The 20,647-nt window shown below is 61.0% G+C and carries 15 protein-coding genes; 7 read left to right on the top strand and 8 right to left on the bottom strand.

Annotation, left to right across the window (positions count from 1 at the left end):
• Positions 1-57: 57 nt before the first annotated feature.
• Both ABQX22_RS03535 and ABQX22_RS03530 read right to left on the bottom strand, forming a co-directional pair.
• Positions 58-1,563, bottom strand: a complete 1,506-nt coding sequence (locus ABQX22_RS03535) for a hypothetical protein (protein ID WP_349796535.1) — start codon at positions 1,561-1,563, stop codon at positions 58-60.
• 654 nt (positions 1,564-2,217) lie between these two features.
• Positions 2,218-3,240 carry a zinc-dependent alcohol dehydrogenase family protein gene (locus ABQX22_RS03530; RefSeq protein ID WP_349796533.1) on the bottom strand — a complete coding sequence of 341 codons (1,023 nt, stop codon included), beginning with the start codon at positions 3,238-3,240 and terminating at the stop codon, positions 2,218-2,220.
• A 398-nt stretch (positions 3,241-3,638) separates the two neighbouring features.
• Between ABQX22_RS03530 and ABQX22_RS03525 the strand changes: the two genes are divergently transcribed.
• Complete coding sequence (locus ABQX22_RS03525; protein ID WP_349796531.1) at positions 3,639-4,553, top strand: LysR family transcriptional regulator; 915 nt, start codon at positions 3,639-3,641, stop codon at positions 4,551-4,553.
• Positions 4,554-4,556: 3 nt separating this feature from the next.
• On the opposite strand, the gene ABQX22_RS03520 is transcribed toward ABQX22_RS03525, so the two are convergent.
• Together ABQX22_RS03520 and ABQX22_RS03515 are read right to left on the bottom strand one after the other, a co-directional pair.
• On the bottom strand, positions 4,557-5,816 hold the full coding sequence (locus ABQX22_RS03520) for a type II toxin-antitoxin system HipA family toxin (protein WP_349796529.1): 1,260 nt from the start codon (positions 5,814-5,816) through the stop codon (positions 4,557-4,559).
• Positions 5,809-6,129 (bottom strand): helix-turn-helix domain-containing protein, encoded by a 321-nt coding sequence (locus ABQX22_RS03515; RefSeq protein WP_349796527.1) that lies wholly within the window; start codon positions 6,127-6,129, stop codon positions 5,809-5,811. Before ABQX22_RS03515 ends, ABQX22_RS03520 begins: the two co-directional genes overlap by 8 nt.
• Positions 6,130-6,522: 393 nt before the next feature.
• Here ABQX22_RS03515 and mexE point away from each other — a divergent pair, with 393 nt between their 5' ends.
• From mexE to ABQX22_RS03490, 5 genes are all read left to right on the top strand, one after another.
• Positions 6,523-7,761 carry a multidrug efflux RND transporter periplasmic adaptor subunit MexE gene (gene mexE / locus ABQX22_RS03510; RefSeq protein WP_349796525.1) on the top strand — a complete coding sequence of 413 codons (1,239 nt, stop codon included), beginning with the start codon at positions 6,523-6,525 and terminating at the stop codon, positions 7,759-7,761.
• Between the two features lie 12 nt (positions 7,762-7,773).
• On the top strand, positions 7,774-10,965 hold the full coding sequence (locus tag ABQX22_RS03505; RefSeq protein ID WP_349796523.1) for an efflux RND transporter permease subunit: 3,192 nt from the start codon (positions 7,774-7,776) through the stop codon (positions 10,963-10,965).
• Entirely contained in the window at positions 10,965-12,362 is a 1,398-nt protein-coding gene (locus tag ABQX22_RS03500) for a TolC family protein (RefSeq protein WP_349796521.1), read from the top strand. The genes ABQX22_RS03505 and ABQX22_RS03500 overlap by 1 nt, the downstream gene beginning before the upstream one ends.
• A 267-nt stretch (positions 12,363-12,629) precedes the next feature.
• Positions 12,630-13,730, top strand: a complete 1,101-nt coding sequence (locus tag ABQX22_RS03495) for a hypothetical protein (RefSeq protein WP_349796519.1) — start codon at positions 12,630-12,632, stop codon at positions 13,728-13,730.
• A gap of 362 nt (positions 13,731-14,092) precedes the next feature.
• Entirely contained in the window at positions 14,093-14,455 is a 363-nt protein-coding gene (locus tag ABQX22_RS03490) for a histone-like nucleoid-structuring protein, MvaT/MvaU family (RefSeq protein WP_349796517.1), read from the top strand.
• A gap of 437 nt (positions 14,456-14,892) precedes the next feature.
• Here the strand turns inward: ABQX22_RS03490 and ABQX22_RS03485 are convergent, their stop codons facing one another.
• Entirely contained in the window at positions 14,893-15,456 is a 564-nt protein-coding gene (locus ABQX22_RS03485) for a DUF4946 domain-containing protein (RefSeq protein WP_349796515.1), read from the bottom strand.
• Between the two features lie 159 nt (positions 15,457-15,615).
• On the opposite strand from ABQX22_RS03485, the gene gloA reads away from it, so the two are divergent.
• Positions 15,616-16,140 carry a lactoylglutathione lyase gene (gloA, locus tag ABQX22_RS03480; RefSeq protein ID WP_349796513.1) on the top strand — a complete coding sequence of 175 codons (525 nt, stop codon included), beginning with the start codon at positions 15,616-15,618 and terminating at the stop codon, positions 16,138-16,140.
• Between the two features lie 262 nt (positions 16,141-16,402).
• On the opposite strand, the gene ahpF is transcribed toward gloA, so the two are convergent.
• From ahpF to ABQX22_RS03465, 3 genes are all read right to left on the bottom strand, one after another.
• The gene (ahpF, locus tag ABQX22_RS03475) at positions 16,403-17,965 is read right to left on the bottom strand and encodes an alkyl hydroperoxide reductase subunit F (RefSeq protein WP_349796511.1); all 1,563 of its coding nucleotides are present in this window, start codon (positions 17,963-17,965) and stop codon (positions 16,403-16,405) included.
• A 149-nt stretch (positions 17,966-18,114) separates the two neighbouring features.
• Positions 18,115-18,678, bottom strand: a complete 564-nt coding sequence (gene ahpC, locus ABQX22_RS03470; RefSeq protein ID WP_349796509.1) for an alkyl hydroperoxide reductase subunit C — start codon at positions 18,676-18,678, stop codon at positions 18,115-18,117.
• A 199-nt stretch (positions 18,679-18,877) separates the two neighbouring features.
• Positions 18,878-20,581, bottom strand: a complete 1,704-nt coding sequence (locus ABQX22_RS03465; protein WP_349797521.1) for a hybrid sensor histidine kinase/response regulator — start codon at positions 20,579-20,581, stop codon at positions 18,878-18,880.
• Between the last annotated feature and the right edge of the window lie 66 nt (positions 20,582-20,647).

The following is a 20,647-nucleotide window of genomic DNA, read 5'->3' as shown; positions in this document are numbered from 1 at the left end:
CATGGGAAGGCGTTGAAAGCGCGGCCGCACACATCCTTCGCTGCAGCGCCGTGGGGCTCAGCGTCGGGAAACGAGATCGCCGAGGCCGTGGTCGGTTTCCGGGTCCAGGGTCAGAATCTGGCGTTTGTCCGGGTCGCTGGCGCGCACATGGGCGATGATCGACTGGTCATCGTTGAAGTCCACGCGCTGCTTGCGATACAGGTTTTGCAGGCCCTTGAGGCTCAGGCCGCTGATCTCCACCAGCCACTGCACCACCTGCTCCGGCGCGGCCCGCCCGGACAAGGCTTTGTGCAGATCGCCGAGCGCCACCAGCATGCCGGGGTGCCAACGCCGCAGGAACGGCTCAAGCCGGGCGCCGCCATCGACAAAGGGCGCGAACAGCAGGCACACCAGCTGCGCCTCGCTCAGACCGAATGCTTCCTGCGCGTAGTCCGCCGCCAAAGTGCGGCGTACCGCCAGCTTCTCAGGGTCGTCATAGGCAGCCATCGCCAGGTCGATCAGGCGGCGCGGCAAGCGCTTGCGCCGCATCAGGGTTTTCGCCAGTTCCAGATATTCGGCGATGCCCTGCGCGTAGTCCCGCCCCTGCACGTACTCGGCCTTGAGGCCATGCATGTGCGCCATGAGCATAGGGTTGGCGCAATCGGACTCGGTGAAGCTGAACGCCAGGTCGTCGAAGCGAAAGCCGAGGAAATCGGTCAGCATCGCCCAGTGGTCATGCGCGCGGCTGTCCACCAGGTCGGCCACGGACACCAGCGTCGGGGTGATGGCTTTGTTGGGGTAGCCCAGGGGGCGCGCCATGAAACCCGGCGGCTGCACATCCTCGCCATACAGCTCGCGGTAATAGGCGCGGCTGACGTTGTCGATGGTTTTCAGGGCACCGTTGAACGTCTGCCTTTTCCAGTCGAAGATGGGCTGGCCGGTGCGTTGCGCCAGACGCATGATCCAGGTCGCGTAGTGCTTCTGTTCCCTGAGCGAGTCACCGTTGAGCACGGCGTCCACGCCCTCACCCCAGCACGCCGCGCGCCCGAGGAATTCGGCCATGCCCAGGTAGCAGCTGTTGCAAAATGTGGTGCGCCCGTCCCCTGCGGTAAGGTGGCCGCTGAGCAGCATGTCGGAGCGGTTCTGCTCGCGCCCGGCGGTGGAGAACGGCAAGTCGCGCTCGAAAGGCTGGACGTATTGATGATCCACCACCAGCAGTTCGACCCGGGGGTCGTCGTGCATGAACAGCGCCGAGTAACAGCGGTGGATGTTGTCCATCACCGCCGCAGTCATCCCGGCATGGCGCATATTGGCAACCCTCAGCTTGAACGTGTGCGGCGATCGGCCGGCGATGCTCAGTTGTGCGGCGCGCAGAAAGGCCAGGGTGTAGGCGCTGTCCTTGCCGCCACTGAAAGCGATCAACACGGTGAAATGGCCGATCCGCTCGATGCCGCCGGCGGCCACGATCAAGTGCTGGATCAGTAACTGAAGCGCGGTGCGTTCTGCGCGATCAAGAAACCCGAGCAGGCGCTGCAGGACTTGTTGGTAGACATAACTCATTGCCTGATCATGAATGGAACTCATAGCTTCATACCTGCATAACAAACATCAGCGTTGGGTATCGACGCAGCGAGTTGCTTATGGCAATCCCTGACGGTGAGAGACACAGTCGACACCGAGCCATACCGGTGATATCGGTAAGTTGTTGGGGAGTTACTAGCGATCATTGACCGGAGTATTGGAAAGGGCTGTTTTCGAACCGGTCGGTGGAGGTATCCACCACGCCAGATACAGACGCCCTGCCCCGCAACGCCTGAGCGCGCGGCGTCGCGTATGCCGTTCAAGCGCAACCGAGTGTGAAAGCAATACGAGCATGACTCATTCCTTGAGCGTTGATCTGCGAACTATTATCGGTGCCGGCCAGACAAATACAAGGTACAGACTGGCGATACAACACCACTCAGCTTTCGCAATAATTGCCGGCGTTATAAACAGTGTTTTAAACAATAGGGGGTTAAACGCCGACGTATTAAACGCGTGCATCTACTAATAAAGGCAAATGTTTAATCATTTTAAACACGCAAACAAAAAAGCCTTCCTGTAACAGCGGGAAGGCTTTGAGGGGGTTGGCCTGGGGGTGACGGGTCAATGTCGGGAAACTGACACTGGGTCCTCAACGTCGATGCCTGGCCGGAGACATCGATGAACATGCAATCAAACCAGCGCGATGAAGTGCGCTCAGACAGGCTCGACTTCGAGCACTGCACGGCCGCCTACGGGGCAGCCATCCATGTAACGGTGCGCTTGAACGATGTCGGCAAACGCAAAGACCCGCGTGATTTGCGGTACAAGCACCCGGTCGCCGGTCATCTGGTTGATATCGCGCAAAGCACGTTGCAGCGCTTCTTCATCCTGGCAGATACCCAGTTCCGGTTTACCCGTGAAGTTACCCACGCAGTGAACGAAAAACTGAATGTTCTTCTGGAACGCGGCGCAGGCCGGGAACGGCGTCTGGTTGCCACCTTGCAGACCGTACAGCACCAGGCTGCCCCGGGGTGCAAGCACATCGCCCAGAATCGACATCTGCGGACCGCCCAGACCGTCGAACACCACGTCCACACCCCGATTGCCGGTGTATTTGTTGATCGCCATCAACAGGTCCTGGTCTTCAGTGACCACGACTTTGTCGGCGCCCAGGGACATCAGGTATTCACGGTTGCTTTCAGTCTTGGTGGCCGCGATGACCTTGACGCCCAGCGCCTTGCCCAGTTGCACGAAGGCAGGGCCGACACAGCGGCTGGCATCGGTCACCAGCGCGGTTTGACCGGGCTTGACCTTGGCCAGATCGACGTAGGCAAAGTAGGCGATCAGAAACGGCGTGTAGTGAACGCTGGCCTCGATGGGCGACAGCACGTCCGGGTAACGGGTGACCGACGTGCGGGGCAGCACGATGGATTCGCCGTAGACCGGGTGAGTATTGGGATCGGCCGATGGAAAGCTGGCGACCTTGTCGCCCACCTTCAGGTCGTTGACGCCTTCACCGAGGGCGGTAACGACGCCTGCCATTTCAGAACCGAGGCCGGCGGGTAAACGCGCCTGAGAAGAAGCCAGGTTCTGGCGCCACAGTACGTCGTACCATGAAACGCCGATGGCCTGCACCCGCACCTGGACTTCGCCGGGTGCAGGCGTCGCGGCAGGATGCTCTTCGACTTTGAGCACCTCGGCCGGGCCAAATTGGTGGAAACGGATCGTGCGGGACATTTCGAACCTCGCCTTATGGACCTTGATGCCATGAACTCTATAGGGGCTTTGCCGGGAAGACCATCAGTGGCTATTAATAGTCGACATGCCTGTCATCGATTCTGTTACGAAATGTCATTGATGTTTAATCAAAAGCCAATATCCACCCGTACCGCCCGGTCATTGTTGGCATCTGAGCAGCACATTGCAAGCCGCCGTCCGATATCCGGGACGGCGTCGGATGGACTGGACCGGAACACGCTGTAGGTCCGACAGGGCTGGATTGTCCCTGTCATATCAATTTGTCGATGCAGCGACCCGGTGTTTGCTCGTACTATTGATAACTGAGCTCACGTACCCGCGCTGATACACGGCGCAGACGGATCACTGCATCGCCCCACGGCCCGAGACTTCCCGTAATGAATCGTAACGACCTGCGTCGCGTCGACCTCAATTTGCTCATCGTCTTCGAAACCCTCATGCACGAACGCAGCGTCACCCGCGCGGCGGAAAAACTGTTCCTCGGCCAGCCGGCCATCAGCGCTGCGCTCTCGCGTCTGCGCGGTCTGTTCGATGACCCCTTGTTCGTGCGCACCGGGCGCAGCATGGAACCGACCGCGCGGGCGATCGAGATTTTCGGCCTGCTGTCCCCTGCCCTCGACTCGATTTCCACCGCCGTCAGCCGCGCCGCCGACTTCGACCCCGCCACCAGCACCACGGTGTTCCGCATCGGCTTGTCCGACGATGCCGAATTCGCGTTGCTGCCCGCACTGCTCAAGCGCCTTCGCTCCGAAGCACCGGGGATCGTGCTGGTGGTGCGTCGGGTCAACTACATCCTGATGCCGGCGCTGCTCTCGTCGGGGGAGATCTCCATCGGCGTCAGCTACACCAACGACCTGCCCGCCAACGCCAAACGCAAAGTCCTGCGCCGCAGCCGGCCCATGCTCCTGCGCGCCGACAGCATGCCGGGGGCCATGTCCCTGGACGACTTCTGCGAGCGCCCCCACGCGCTGGTGTCCTTCGCCGGCGACCTGGGCGGCTTCATCGATGAATACCTGGAAAAACTCGGTCGCAAGCGCCACGTCGTACTGGCCGTGCCGCAATTCAATGGCCTGGCAACTCTGCTCGCCGGCACCGACATCATCGCCACCGTGCCGGACTACGCCGCCGCCGTACTCACCGCCGCAGGCGGCGTCCGCGCCGAAGAAGTCCCTGTCGAATCCCGCACCTTCGAGCTGCACATGGCCTGGCGCGGCTCGCAGGACAACGACCCGGGTGAGCGCTGGTTGCGCTCGCGTATTCAGATGTTTTTTGGCGATCCGGACAGCCTCTAAACCTCAGCGCAACAACCCGACATTCTCATCAATGCGCTGCTGGATGGTCTGCAGCGTTTCCTGGGTAATCGCTTGCGGGTACATCCGTTGAGCCAGCGAGGCAAACCGACTGGCTTCGTCGCAGATCCGGTCAATGATGCCACCGGCAATCGCTTCGGACACTTCCGCTTCGTTCGCCAGGCGCAGCAGGCTCTCTCGATTGATCGCCAACGCCTCGCCCATCACGTCCATCTGGTGGTATCCGCCGGGCCCCTCGCAGAAGGTCACGTCGTAAGCGGGTGCCAGCTTCCAGGCGCCGGACGCGGACATGACATAAGCGAAGTTCTTGGGATGGTCGTCGCGGTTGTTGAAGGCGACGTTGAACACCGCGCGTTCAAAGGCGAGCCTCTTCTCTCGCACATCATTGGTACACAGCTGGGTCGCCCGCAGGAAATTGACGTAGTCCAGAACTCCCGGTGATTTGAAATCGGCGCCGGTGAACGCCGCCAGGCTCTGCATCGGTATGCGCAGACCGTCGTGGCGGTCAAAGCGTTGCGTGGCGAAGGCCGTCATGCCGCCCGGTAGACTGAAATACTGGGTGTTTGCCGTCTGTATGCCGCACGCCCGCAAACACTCGGCGTAGACCATCTCGATAGCGCATACCTCGGGATGCTCGTCTCTGGCGGGAAACTTGACCAGCCAAGCTTCGAAACCCGGCGTAACAACGGTGGTAAACGCTGCGCTCTGCGGATCGCGATAAAGCAAAACCTTGGGCCTGGCGCCTTGCGGGGAGCCGCCGACCAGCAACAACTGCTGCAGGAATTCGCCACCTTCGCCTTTTTGAACGTCCTGAACTTCGGCGGCGAGCACATCAAGGCTCACAGGCCCGTGGGACGCCAACCCTTCCGGGGCCACAGGCTCGAATGACATAGCCCCCATGGAGTTGCTGCCCAGAAAAGCCAGCCGGTCCAAAGGGCCTGTCCGGGCCACATTGAGCCCACGGCGCCTGAACAGCCGGTCCATCAACAGCATGCCCCATCCGTCTGGCAATGCGTCATACACAGGGCCCGGCAAACCCAGCTGATGGGCCGGGAACCCTCTGCGTAAAACGTCTCCCGCCAACGGCAGGGTATAGGACGACAACTCCAGGCCCCGGCGTTTTGCCTCGGTGCTGTACTCGAACATGATCTGCGGGCGGCCGGTGATGGCTGTCGTTGAAACCAGCGTGCCCCAGAGCCAGTGCTCGCCCCAACCGTCGTAATACACATTTACCTGCTCAAGCATTGTCGGGCTTCCCCTTTTTAATACGGTGCCGCGTGGCCGCGTGCTCATAGCGGCGGATGTCATCGAGGCTGTCCAGCGTCGGCAGGAACAGCCCTTCCAGCTCCTTGGTCCGTCCCAGCACCATCGCCACGCGCACCACGGCCTCGAAACCGACATTGCGCCCTGCTTCAAGATTCGACACGGTATTGATACCGAGGCCCGCGCGTCCGGCGACCTCCGCTTGCGTCATCTGCAGCGCCAGGCGCTCCGAGCGCAAGCGTTCGCACAGTCGCTTGAGAATTTCATCCGGTTTACTGAAGCTCAAATCCAACATGGGGTCTGCTCTGCTGGCATTTGTCGAATGCCGATTATAGTCAAGCAGGCTTCACTGGCGAATATAAATCCCATATATCCAATATAAAACCAGATATTTGCCTTTAAACCACTTTTTAATGGATTTATAGAAGGGACCTCCCAGGATCAGGTCTGCTTGCGTTTGCGCCCGGGAGCCAGTTGCCTGCGACTATCGATGCTTGTGCAACGACCCAGACACATCCATATTGAACGCCGCAAACCCGACGGAGTCTGAACCTGCATTCAGGTCTAGACGACCTTGTCACCGGCCATATCATTAAGACTGATAGTTACCTTCGGTTTATTCGATTCGTGCAATACCAGACGCCAGAACAGAATCCGCCCATCTCAACAAATGTCGGCGGATTTTTTCATGGTTCAGTCACTTACTCCTTTGCGCTATCCCCTTGCCGCGTTGGCCTTGGTTGTCATCAGTGCCTGCGGCAAGACGCCCGAGGCAACGGTGGCGCCAGCAGCCGCGAAAGTCAGCGTCGCCAAGGTGCTGGAACAGCCCATCAACGAGTGGGACGAAGTGACCGCTCGGCTGGAGGCACCGGAGACCGTTCAGGTCCGGCCGCGGGTTTCCGGTCAGATCGACGCCGTCGCATTTACCGACGGTGAACTGGTGAAGAAAGGCGATCTGCTGTTCCAGATCGATCCGCGCCCTTTCCAGGCAGATGTCGACCGCCTGCAGGCGCAACTGCAACAAGCCCGGGCAACGGCGTCCAACAGCGCCAACGAAGCCCAACGCGGCGAGCGTTTGCGCAGCAACAATGCGATCTCGGCGGAACTCGCGGACTCGCGCAACACCAACGCGCAGGAATCCAAGGCCGCCGTTGCCGCCATTCAGGCGCAACTAGATCTGGCCAGACTCAACCTCAGCTTCACCCGCGTGACCGCGCCCATCTCTGGCCGCGTCAGCCGTGCGGAAATCACCGCCGGTAACATCGTCACCGCCGACACCACTCCGCTGACCAGCCTGGTCTCCACCGACAGGGTCTACGCCTACTTCGACGCCGACGAGCGCGTGTTCCTCAAGTACAACCAGCTGGCACGCGATGGCAAGCGCGGGCAGACCACGCCGGTGTACATGGGCCTGTCCAACGAAAGTGACAACCCGCACCTGGGTCAGATGAACTTCGTCGACAACCAGGTCAACCCGAAGACCGGCACCATCCGCGGCCGCGCCGTCTTCGACAACAGCAAGGGCGACTACACCCCAGGCCTGTATGCGCGCCTGAAGCTGGTGGGCAGCGGCACGTACTCGGCGATGCTGATCAAGGACGAAGCGGTCGGCACCGACCTGGGCAAGAAATTCGTGCTGGTGGTCGACAAGGACAACAAGGCCATTTACCGCACCGTTGACCTGGGGCCGAAGCTCGAAGGCCTGCGCATCGTACGCAGCGGCCTGGCCAAGGATGACCGCATCGTCGTCAACGGCCTGCAGCGCGTGCGTCCGGGCACTCCGATTGACCCGCAGGACACGCCGATGGCCAGCGACCAGACCCTCGCCGCCCTGCAACAACAACGTCAAGCATTCGAAGCCAGCAATCAGCCCAAGGCGCAATCCAAGTCGGATGCCAAGGTCGCTACTGCTACGCCACGCGGCTAAGGGACATTTCCGATGAATTTTTCCAGATTCTTTATCACACGGCCGATCTTCGCAGCGGTGCTCTCGCTGTTGATCCTGATCGCCGGTGCGATCTCGCTGTTCCAGCTGCCCATCAGTGAATACCCGGAAGTCGTGCCGCCCACCGTAGTGGTACGCGCCAACTTCCCGGGGGCCAACCCGAAAGTGATCGGCGAAACCGTGGCCGCGCCGCTTGAACAGGCCATCACCGGCGTCGAGAAGATGCTGTACATGTCTTCGCAGGCGACGTCCGATGGCAAGCTGACGCTGACCATCACCTTCGCCCTGGGCACCGACCTGGACAATGCCCAGGTGCAGGTGCAGAACCGCGTGACGCGGACCGAGCCCAAGCTTCCCGAGGAAGTGACGCGCATCGGTATCACCGTCGACAAGGCCTCGCCGGACCTGACCATGGTGGTCCACCTGACCTCCCCGGACAAACGCTACGACATGCTGTACCTGTCCAACTACGCGGTGCTCAACATCAAGGATGAGCTGGCGCGACTGGGCGGTGTAGGTGACGTGCAGCTGTTCGGCATGGGCGATTACTCGCTGCGTGTCTGGCTCGATCCGAACAAGACCGCTTCGCGTAACCTGACCGCCACCGACGTGGTCAACGCCATTCGCGAGCAGAACCGTCAAGTGGCCGCCGGCCAGTTGGGCGCGCCGCCCTCGCCTTCGGCCACCAGTTTCCAGATGTCGATCAACACCCAGGGCCGTCTGGTCAATGAGGAAGAGTTCGAGAACATCGTGGTCCGCGCAGGCCCTGACGGCGAGATCACCCGCGTCAAAGACATCGCCCGCGTCGAGCTGGGCTCCAACCAGTACGCCCTGCGCTCGCTGCTGAACAACCAGCCGGCGGTGGCCATTCCGATCTTCCAGCGCCCCGGCTCCAACGCCATCGACATCTCCAACGATGTGCGCGCTGAGATGGAGGTGCTCAAGAAGAGCTTCCCGGAAGGCATGGACTACAGCATCGTCTATGACCCGACGATCTTCGTGCGCGGTTCCATCGAAGCGGTGGTTCACACCCTGTTCGAAGCGCTGATCCTCGTGGTGCTGGTGGTGATCCTGTTCCTGCAGACCTGGCGCGCCTCGATCATCCCGTTGGTGGCGGTGCCGGTGTCGTTGATCGGTACCTTCGCGGTCATGCACCTGTTCGGCTTCTCCCTCAACGCCCTGTCGCTGTTCGGACTGGTGCTGGCGATCGGGATCGTGGTCGACGACGCCATCGTGGTGGTGGAAAACGTCGAGCGAAACATAGAGCTGGGGCATGAGCCCATGGAGGCCACGCAGATCGCCATGCGGGAGGTGACGGGTCCGATCATCGCCACGGCGCTGGTGCTGTGTGCGGTGTTCGTGCCGGCAGCATTCATTTCCGGGCTGACCGGGCAGTTCTATAAGCAGTTCGCCCTGACCATTGCGATCTCTACGGTGATCTCGGCGTTTAACTCGCTGACCCTGTCACCCGCACTGGCCGCGGTCCTGCTGCGCAGTCACGACGCACCCAAAGACCGTTTCTCGCGCTTCCTCGATAAAGTGCTGGGCGGCTGGTTGTTCCGTCCGTTCAACCGCTTCTTCGTCAAAGCCAGCCATGGCTATGTGAGCTCGGTGGCCCGGGTGATCCGGGTCAGCGGCGTGGCCCTGGTGGTCTACGCAGGTCTGATCGTCCTGACCTGGATGGGGTTCTCTTCCACGCCGACCGGTTTCGTGCCGGCGCAGGACAAACAGTACCTGGTGGCGTTTGCCCAGCTGCCGGATGCCGCGAGCCTGGACCGCACCGAAGACGTGATCAAGCAGATGTCCGAGATCGCCCTCAAGCAACCGGGCGTGGAAAACGCCATTGCGTTCCCCGGCCTGTCGATCAACGGCTTCACCAACAGCCCCAATTCCGGCATCGTCTTCGTCGCCCTCAAACCGTTCGAAGACCGCAAGCTGGCCAGTGAATCGGCCGGCGCCATTGCCGGCGCTTTGAACGGAAAATACGGCGCGATCCAGGAAGCCTACATGGCGATCTTCCCGCCGCCGCCGGTACAGGGGCTCGGCACCATCGGTGGTTTCCGCCTGCAGATCGAGGACCGGGGCAACCTGGGTTACGACGAGCTTTATAAAGAGACGATGAACATCATCACCAAGAGCCGCAGCGTGCCGGAACTGGCGGGACTGTTCACCAGCTACACGGTGAACGTGCCCCAGGTCGATGCAGCCATCGACCGTGAAAAGGCCAAGACCCACGGCGTGCCGATCAGCGACATCTTCGACACCCTGCAGGTCTATCTGGGCTCGCTGTATGCCAACGACTTCAACCGTTTTGGCCGCACCTATCAGGTCAACGTTCAGGCCGAGCAACAGTTCCGCCAGGACGCCGAGCAGATCGGTCAGTTGAAAGTGCGCAACAACCTGGGCGAGATGATCCCCCTGGCCACGTTGCTCAAAGTCACCGACACCTCCGGTCCCGACCGCGTGATGCACTACAACGGCTTCATCACGGCCGAGATCAACGGTGCCGCAGGTCCGGGCTACAGCTCCGGCCAGGCGCAGGTCGCCGTGGAAAAACTGCTCAAGGAAGAATTGCCCAACGGCATGACGTACGAGTGGACCGACCTGACGTACCAACAGATCCTGTCGGGCAACACCGCGTTGCTGGTCTTCCCGCTCTGCGTGCTGCTGGCGTTCCTGGTACTGGCTGCCCTGTATGAAAGCTGGAGCCTGCCACTGGCGGTGATCCTGATCGTACCGATGACCCTGCTCTCGGCCATCGCCGGGGTGATCATTGCCGGCAGTGACAACAACATCTTCACCCAGATCGGACTGATCGTACTGGTGGGTCTGGCGTGTAAAAACGCGATCCTCATCGTCGAGTTCGCCAAGGATGAACAGGACAAGGGCAAGACCCCACTGGAGGCCGTGCTGGAAGCGTGCCGTCTGCGTCTGCGGCCGATCCTGATGACCTCGTTCGCCTTCATCATGGGTGTCGTGCCGCTGGTGTTGTCCAGCGGTGCCGGTGCCGAGATGCGTCATGCCATGGGCGTGGCGGTGTTCTCCGGGATGCTCGGGGTGACCTTCTTCGGCCTGCTGCTCACGCCAGTGTTCTATGTCCTGATCCGTAACTACGTGGAACGCAAAGAGGCACGCAAAGCGGCCCGGGCTCAACGCGTTCAGACCATCTCGCCGGAGGCGCATTAATGAAGGCTGTCAAACTCTTCCTGCCGAGCCTGCTGGTCCTGGCGCTGGCGGCGTGCACCGTCGGCCCTGACTACAAGACGCCGGAACCCGCCGCGGCCAATATCAAGGCCGCCGCGATGAGCAAGTACGATCGCGATCACACCGAGATCCTCTGGTGGCGGCAGTTCGACGACCCGACCCTGAACAAGCTGGTGGCTGAATCGCTGCAAGGCAACCGCGAACTGCGCGTCGCCTTCGCCCGCCTGAAAGCGTCCCGCGCCATCCGTGATGACATCAGCAACGATGCCATGCCGGTGGTCACCAGCCGCGCCAGCAGTGAGATCGGTCGCGGCCAGGTGCCCGGTCAGACCGAGAACCGGATCAACCAGGAGCGCTATGACCTGGGGCTGGACATGGCCTGGGAAATTGACCTGTTCGGGCGCATCCAGCGTGAACTGGAAGCCAGCGAGGCCGATCAGCAGGCAGCCGAAGCCAATCTGTATCAGCTGCAGGTGTCGATGATCGCCGAGCTGGTGGACGCTTATGGTCAGCTGCGTGGCGCTCAACTGCGTGAGCGCATTGCCCGGGACAACCTGAAAAACCAGCAGGATTCGCAAGGCGTGACCACGCAACTGCGTGACGAAGGCGTGGGCAACGAGCTGGACGTGGTGCGTGCCGATGCGCGGCTGGCGGCGGTAGAAGCCACCATCCCGCAACTGCAGGCGGAACAGGTGCGCGAGAAAAACCGCATCGCCACGCTGCTGGGCGAGCGGGCTGACACCATGAGCATTGACCTGAGCCCGACCCGGCTGCCGGCAATCGCCAAGGCGCTGCCCATCGGCGACCCGACCAAGTTGCTGCACAACCGGCCGGACGTGCTGAATGCCGAACGGCAACTGGCGGCGCAAACCGCACGGATTGGCGTGCAGACGGCCGATCTGTTCCCCCGGGTCAGCCTGACCGGGTTCCTGGGCTTCACCGCCGGGCGCGGTTCGCAACTGGGCTCCAGCGCGGCGCAAGCCTGGGGCCTGGGCCCGAGCATCACCTGGGCGGCATTTGACCTGGGCAGCGTCCGGGCGCGGATTCGTGGCGCCAATGCCGATGCCGAAGGCGCACTGGCAAATTACGAACAGCAAGTGCTGCTGGCGCTGGAAGAGACCGAAAACGCGTTCAGCGACTACGACAAGCGCCAGCAACGCCTCGTGTCGCTGGTGCGTCAGAGCGAGTCGAGCCGTTCGGCCGCCAATCTGGCGAGCATCCAGTACAAGGAAGGGGTCGCTGACTTCCTCGTCCTGCTGGACGCCGAACGCGAGCGCCTAGCCGCCGAAGACACCCAGGCCCAGGCCGAAATCGAGGTCTACCGCGGCATCGTCGCCATCTACAAAGCGTTGGGCGGCGGCTGGCAGCCAAACGCCTGACCACTCCACCCCGCCGCACCCCGCCCCGCGCCCACACAGCGCGGGGCTTTTTTTTTGCGCCGCAGAAACCTGTAGGAGCGCGTGTGGCCGCAAATCACGTGGGAGCGGACCTGTCCGCGAAGGGGCCGGGGCATTCCACATATCTCCTTGGTCTGTACCATTGCATTCGCGGACAGGTCCGCTCCCACCTTGCGAACTCGGTTCAACTCTGTTTGACACCCGACGGTGACTCCCCGAAGCTGCTGGGCCACAGAGAGGGGAATCAACATGTCTAAAACGCCGACCCCAGGCCCGTTGTCTGCGCTTACACGCCGCCCTCAGTGGCGCATTGCGCTGGCGGTCGCGTTGCTGCTGGCCCTGTTGATCGGGGGGTGGTTGATTCATCGGGCCTGGAATGCCGCGCCGACCGTCGCGCCCCCCAGTCACAACTACGCCGAAGCACTGGAACTGGCGCACAACGGCAAACCGGGGGCTGCCCGGGTCTTGTATCAGCAGTTGGGCCGTACCGACCTGTCGGACATCCGCCGCGCAGGCCTGCTCACCGAGCTGGCCAATTACCCCAGCCCGCAGGCCCTCAAGCTGCTCAAGGCAGAGCTCAGGCAACCGCAAGCCCTGAGCCAGCAAGCGGCCATCGACGCCGTCAGCGCCATGGTGCCCGCCTCGCAACTGAGCCTGTTGTTCGGCCCCCTGCTGGAAGACCCGGATCAGACCGTGCGTTTCAGTGCGGCCAAAGCGCTGCTGGGCCTGACCCCGGACGACGTCGGCCTGTACTTCGGTCCGTTGCAGGTGGTGGCGGAAGAATTGGAGACAGCGCTTGCGGCCCAGCCCCCCAACGGGGAAAGCCAGATTCAGCTGGCACGGCTGTACATGATCACCGGCGCCCGGCAAAAGGCGGTGGACGCCCTGGCGCTGGCGCTCACCCTGGAACCCGACAACCTGCAGGCCGGCCTGGCGCAGGTGGACCTGCTGGACCAACAGGGCCAAGCCGACCGCTCACGCCAGCAATTGGCGCAACTGCTGCAGAAGCACCCGCACGCCTCGTTGCTCCAGCACGCACTGGGCCAGTGGCTGCTGCGCCACGGCCAGCACGAGTACGCCCTCCTCGCGTTGGCCAAGGCGGTGGAGCTTGAACCCGAAAACACCGACTACCGCTACGACCTGGCCGTGGCGCTTCACGACCTGGAGCAACTGGAACCGGCGCAGCGCCAGCTCGAAGACATCCTGCAACGGCAACCCGCCAACCGACGGGCACGGGTGCTGCTGATTCATTACTGGAAAGAAAGCGGTCAGTTGCAAAAAGTGCAGGTATTGCTGGCGGAGCTCGAGCAGCAGAACCCCGATGACCCTGTGCTGCAACAAGGTCTGTAGCGAGCAGCCGGTGAACACACGCCGTCGTTAGTTTCCAAATACAGCCTAGTTTCGGAAATTACTTACAACTCGCTTCTGCATTCAGCTCGTTTTTTGTCAGGGGACCCTTACTATTAATGCGATCTTCATAGAATGAAATTGCAGAAAGAGTGTTTTCTAACTGAAAAAAAACGTGCATGATTTGCCCGCAGCCCAACAACTACCCTTCCCCACTGACATGCAGCTGACAGTCCATCGTTAGTTTCCTTGCCTGATCAACCAGTCGGGTCCCGGGGTAGAAAACACAATGAGCGCAATACCGTTCACAGAGTTCAGGTCCTTGCGCCGGGCTGACAACAGCCATTCACCGCGGAGTAAATTATTTGTCCAGACTTGCCGAGTTTCGTGCAGCAGAAAAAGCCCTTCAGGAGCAGCTTGCCCAGCTGGAAAACCTGAAGAATGACGCCGGACTGAAAAAGGAGATCGAATTCGAGCACAAACTGCAGAACTTGATGACCACCTACAACAAAAGCCTGCGTGACATCATCGCGATCCTCGACCCGTATTCAGCGGCGTCCGCGCCAGCGCCGACAGGCCCGAAACGCCGACGCGCCCGGGTCGTCAAGGTTTACCAGAACCCGCACACCGGTGAGCTGATCGAAACCAAGGGCGGCAATCACCGCGGCCTGAAATCCTGGAAAGAGCAATACGGCGTCGCCACCGTCGATTCCTGGTTGCGTGGTTGATTTTATTGTCTACATTGACGCCATATAAAAGTCCCGCGCGCCGGGGCTTTTTATTGACGCTGTTAATACATCACTTCGCCAACGACAGCTTCATACCCGGCAACAGCGCACACTAACATCGGCGTTCCGTTCAAGTTCGTTCAAGTGTTAATTGCGCGTACATCCAAACAAATGCAAAGCGGTTAGTGGATGCCGTATTCAAATGATTGGCGCTTGATCGATTCACAGAGATGTGGCGGTTGATACTTTGCAGGTGTCTGCGTACATGTGGTTGGCAACATCCTGCACCAACGGTCGCCATTCAACACAATACCTGCACTTTCTTCACGTATTTTTCACACGCGGTCTTACATGATGGCTACAGCTAAAGGATTAGCACCCCATGCCCGCTTCGGCGGGCCTCTTTTTGCCTGCGATTTGACAACTAGCGGCGTGTTTCAGGGCGCTGTGTTCAACTGCAGACTGTCCCGGATACGCATGACTTCATCCTTATGGGTGGCATAACCCGTCGCAGACCCCGCATAGGAAAGCGCCCATGCTTTCTCTTTGCTGGCGGCCGCGACCAGCGTCTGTGTCATCACATGCACCCCGCTTTGCGTGATGGTGCAGGTGGTCTCCATGGCGGGCATGCCGCTGAGCGTGCCTGATTTCATCTGCGTGCAGACGCTCTGAAAGCCACTCCGGGCGAAGTTGACCTGCACCGCCTTGCGCATCTCCAGCAAGACACCCTGCACATTCACCGCATGCCCCGTTTGCAACGGCGACTGGGTCAGCTCGACGACCATCGCCGGATCTCCGTTTTCATCGTTCTTCACGGCACGCTGGCGAACCTGTCCCGTGGCTGGACTCCCTGCAGCATTCGATTGAGCGTCCGCCGACGGCAAGGGCTCGACCTCCCACCCGGCGGGCCAGACAATCAGCGCATCGTCTGCCTGGGCGCAGGTCATGCCAATCAGCAGAAAAACAGCTGCCAACGAAATATTGCAGTGCAGAGAAGCCATGGTCGGTACCTGGGCGGCGGGCCGGAAAGTGTGAGGCAGCCAAACCGGCGGAACAAGGGCAAAGCGACGGTTTATCGGGATAAGCGTTTGGCGCGTCGCCTTCGGGCCCGTATCATTTGCGTCTGTTCCCCTCTCTCTAATGTCCACCTGGAGCCATCCATGAGCTTGACCGACCTCAACACCCTGGCCGGCGTCACCGCAGCGCCGGAAGCCGCCACCCAGCAATTCGTGTTCAACCACACCATGCTGCGTGTCAAAGACGCCACCGCTTCCCTAGACTTCTACACCCGCGTGCTGGGCTTCAGCCTCGTTGAAAAACGCGACTTTCCGGAAGCCGAATTCAGCCTGTACTTCCTGGCGCTAGTGGACAAGCAGCAGATCCCTGAAGACGACGCGGCGCGCAACGTGTGGATGAAAGGCATTCCGGGGATCCTGGAACTGACCCACAACCACGGCACCGAAAAAGACCCATCGTTCAGCTACCACAACGGCAACACCGACCCGCGCGGCTTCGGCCACATCTGCATCTCCGTGCCGGACGTGCATGTGGCGTGCGAACGCTTTGAAACCCTGGGCGTGGATTTCCAGAAACGCCTGGCCGACGGCCGCATGAACAGCCTGGCGTTCATCAAGGACCCGGACGGCTACTGGGTCGAGATCATTCAGCCAACGCCGGTTAAGTAACAAGCGCCTGTTGGAGCGAGGCTTGCCCGCGAAGTGGACAACGCGGTCTTTACTGCATTGATCGTTCCTCACGCTCCGCGTGGGAATGCATCCTTTGACGCTCCGCGTCACACGGGCGCGGAGCGCCGTGATCGGCTTTACCACGAAGAGCGTGGGAACGATCATCAAGCTCTCTCCCACGGTGCAGCACAAAAAAAACCTCATGATCGCTCATGAGGTTTTTTTGTGGCTGAGGCCGTTCGGGTTTACCAGTTCATAAGGATCACGCCGGTGCGCTGGTGCGGATCAGGTGGTCGAAGGCGCTCAGCGACGCTTTGGCGCCCTCGCCCACGGCAATCACGATCTGCTTGTACGGCACCGTGGTCACGTCACCGGCGGCGAAGATGCCCGGGATCGAGGTTTCACCGCGCTGATCGATCACGATCTCGCCGCGTGGAGACAGTTCGATCGTGCCCTTGAGCCACTCAGTGTTGGGCAACAGACCGATCTGGACGAAGATCCCTTCCAGCTCGACCATGATCTCTTCGCCAGTGATGCGGTTCTGATAGCGCAGGCCGTTGACCTTCTGACCGTCGCCGGTGACTTCGGTGGTCAGCGCGCTGGTCAGGACGGTTACGTTCGGCAGGCTGTGCAGCTTGCGTTGCAGTACGGCATCGGCGCGCAGGCTGCTGTCGAACTCGAGCAACGTCACGTGGGACACGATACCCGCCAGGTCGATGGCCGCTTCCACGCCGGAGTTACCGCCGCCGATCACCGAAACGCGCTTGCCCTTGAACAACGGACCGTCGCAGTGCGGGCAGTACGCCACGCCCTTGTTGCGGTATTGCTGCTCACCCGGCACGTTCATTTCTCTCCAGCGTGCGCCAGTGGCGAGAATGACCGTCTTGGATTTCAGGATCGCGCCGCTGGCGAATTTGACCTGATGCAGTTCACCCACCTTGCCGGGGATCAGTTGATCGCCGCGCTGCAGGTTCATGATGTCGACTTCGTATTCTTTGACGTGCTCTTCCAGCGCGACGGCCAGTTTCGGCCCTTCGGTGTGCTGAACGGAGATGAAGTTCTCGATGGCCATGGTGTCCAGCACCTGACCGCCGAAACGCTCGGCTGCGACGCCGGTGCGGATGCCTTTACGGGCGGCGTAGATCGCTGCGGACGAACCGGCTGGACCACCGCCGACCACCAGCACGTCGAAGGCTTCCTTGGCGTTGAGTTTTTCAGCCTGGCGGTCACCGGCGCTGGTGTCGATCTTCGCCAGGATTTCTTCCAGGTTCATACGGCCCTGGGCAAACAGTTCGCCGTTCAGGTAGATGCTCGGTACCGACATGATCTGGCGTTCAGTCACTTCGGCCTGGAACAGGCTGCCTTCTACCGCCACGTGCTGCACGTTCGGGTTGAGGACTGCCAGCAGGTTCAGCGCCTGGACCACGTCCGGGCAGTTCTGGCAGCTCAGGGAGAAGTAGGTTTCGAACTTGAACTCGCCGGTCAGGGAGCGCGCTTGCTCGATCGTGTCTTCAGTGGCTTTGGACGGGTAACCGCCCACTTGCAGCAGCGCCAGCACCAGGGAGGTGAATTCGTGACCCATGGGCAGGCCGGCAAAGCGCAGGCTGATATTTTCGCCCGGGCTGTTGAGGGCGAACGATGGCGTACGTGCGTCAGTGCCATCGGTTTTCAGGGTAATGCGATTGGAGCTGGCAACGATGTCGTTGAGCAGCGACAGCATTTCCTGGGATTTGGCCCCGTCGTCAAGGGACGCGACGATATCGATGGGGCGAGTGATGCGCTCCAGGTACGATTTCATTTGTGCTTTGAGATTGGCGTCCAACATGAGGCGGCTTCCTTTTCAAAGAAAATTAAAAAATAAAAAGATTTCAGTGTTCAAAAAAAAACGCCCGAACGGAGACCGCCCGGGCGTTTTGGGGGCGATGCAGATTACGTGCTCAAGAGCTCATCGCTCCCAGTCCGATAGACAAGGACTTAGATCTTGCCGATCAGGTCAAGGGACGGTGCCAGAGTGGCCTCGCCTTCTTGCCATTTGGCAGGGCAGACTTCGCCCGGGTGAGCAGCAACGTACTGAGCGGCCTTGATCTTGCGCAGCAGCTCGGAAGCGTCACGGCCAACGCCGCCATCGTTCAGTTCAACGATTTTGATCTGGCCTTCGGGGTTGATCACGAAGGTGCCACGGTCAGCCAGACCAGCTTCTTCGATCAGTACGTCGAAGTTGCGGGAGATGGTCAGGGTCGGGTCACCGATCATGGTGTATTTGATTTTGCCGATAGCAGGCGAGGTGTTGTGCCATGCAGCGTGGGCAAAGTGGGTGTCGGTGGAAACGCTGTAGATTTCAACGCCCAGCTTCTGGAAAGCTTCGTAGCTGTCAGCCAGGTCTTCCAGTTCGGTAGGGCAAACAAAGGTGAAGTCAGCCGGGTAGAAGAACACTACAGACCATTTGCCTTTCAAGTCTGCGTCCGACACTTCTACGAAGTCGCCGTTACGATAAGCAGTTGCCTGAAACGGTTTTACTTGGCTGTTAATGATAGGCATCGGATGAATCTCCTTAGGGGTTATGAATTCGATGGGAAGGATACTACGCAAAAGCGTGCGCATGGGCTCATTGGCAAAGCTGATGCGCACGATTGGTTTTGACTATAAAAGATGTTTATTAATAGAAGAAAACTGTCTGAGCCCTTGGCAACGTTTTTTCCAGGCGGTCTGGCGTGCAGGATGGCTGACACCGCCCCGGTCATTCCTCCTCGATCAACCCCCGCACGCGCTGGGCCAGATCATCGATGCTGAACGGTTTGGTCAGCAGCGCCATGCCTTCGGCGAGGACGTCGGCCCGCACCTGAGAGGTCCGCGCGTAGCCGGTGACGAACAGCACCTTGAGCCCCGGACGCTGCTGGCGGGCGAGTTCGGCCAGCTCCCGGCCATCCATGCCCGGCAACCCGACGTCGCTCACCAGCAAGTCGATACGTCCCTCACCCTGCAGGTGCGCCAGTGCGGATGGTCCATCCGCGGCAGCCAGTACCACATACCCCAATTCACTCAGCACATCGACCACCAGCATGCGCACGTCAGGTTCGTCTTCCACCACGAGAATCCGCTCACCCTGGCTGGCCCGACAGGGCGCCGGCCGCGCTTCCGCGACCGCGAGGGGCAGGTCCGGCTCAGCGTGGCACGGCAGGTACAACTCGATGCGCGTCCCTTGCGCCACCGCGCTGTGCAGCTGCACCCGGCCGCCGGTCTGGCTCATGAAGCCATAGACCATCGACAGCCCCAGCCCCGTCCCCTGCCCGATCGGCTTGGTGGTGAAGAACGGATCGAACGCACAGGCAATGACGTCGGGCGGCATGCCGCAGCCGGTGTCCTGCACCGTCAGCCGCACAAAATCCCCTGCGACCAGACCTTCCGGGGTGCCGTCCAGCGCGACCACGTCGGTCCGGATCAACAGGCGACCGCCGTCGGGCATCGCATCCCTGGCGTTGATCACCAGGTTCAACAGCGCATTCTCCAGTTGATGCTCGTCGGTATTGGTCAGGCGCGGATCGCTGCTCAGGTCGATTTCCAGCTCGATGTTCTCACCCAGGGTGCGGCGCAGCAGCTCCTCCATGGACAGCACCATGCGCTTGACCTGCACCGGCTGCGGGTTGAGCGACTGACGCCGGGCAAACGCCAGCAGGCGATGGGTGAGCGATGCCGCACGATTGGCCGAGCCCATGGCGGCATCGATGTAGCGATCGATTTCCGAGACGCGACCGGCGGCCACCCGGCGCCGGATCAGGTCCAGAGCACCGAGCACGCCGGTGAGCATGTTGTTGAAATCGTGGGCAATGCCGCCGGTGAGCTGGCCGATGGCATCCATTTTCTGTGCGTGGCGCAACGCCTCTTCCGCTTGGGCACGCTCGCTCATTTCCACCTGCAACCGCTCGTTGGCCGTGGCCAGCTCCCGGGTGCGGGCGGCGACACGCTGCTCAAGGCTCTCGTTGAGTTCGCGCAGCGCCTCTTCGGCATTGACTTGGGCGGTGATGTCGGTGCTGGTGCCCAGCCAGTAAGTGATGCGCCCTTCGTCGTCGCGAATCGGCAAGGCTCGGGACAGGAACCAGCGATAAAGCCCGTCCTGACCGCGCAACGGAAAGGTGTCTTCCCACAGCGAACCGGTGGCAAAGCAGCGGCTCAGGCGTGCAGTGACCCGCTCGATGTGGTCGGGATGATGCAGCGAGCGCCAGCCCAGGGCGAGCATCGCCTCAAGCGAGGTGCCGGTGTAGCTGTACCAGCGCGCGTTGTACCAATAGTGCTTGCCGGCAGGATCGGCGATCCACGCCAGTTGGCTCATGTTGTCGGCGAGGGTGCGAAACTGCCGTTCACTCTCGGTCAGCGCCTGAGCCGGCGGGATGGGGGTGTCGTCGGGTCCGACGCGGTTCAAGGGCATGGATGCCGGCAAACTCATGTTGTCCAAAAAGGGGTCCTTCCTTTCTTTGTGTTGTCGACCCCGGCCTCGTCCATGACGCCGGGG

It is taken from the genome of Xanthomonas sp. WHRI 1810A, assembly GCF_040202885.1.
Classification (GTDB): domain Bacteria; phylum Pseudomonadota; class Gammaproteobacteria; order Pseudomonadales; family Pseudomonadaceae; genus Aquipseudomonas.
Note: the sequence above shows the minus strand (reverse complement) of the source record. Positions and strands in the feature narration are given on the sequence as shown.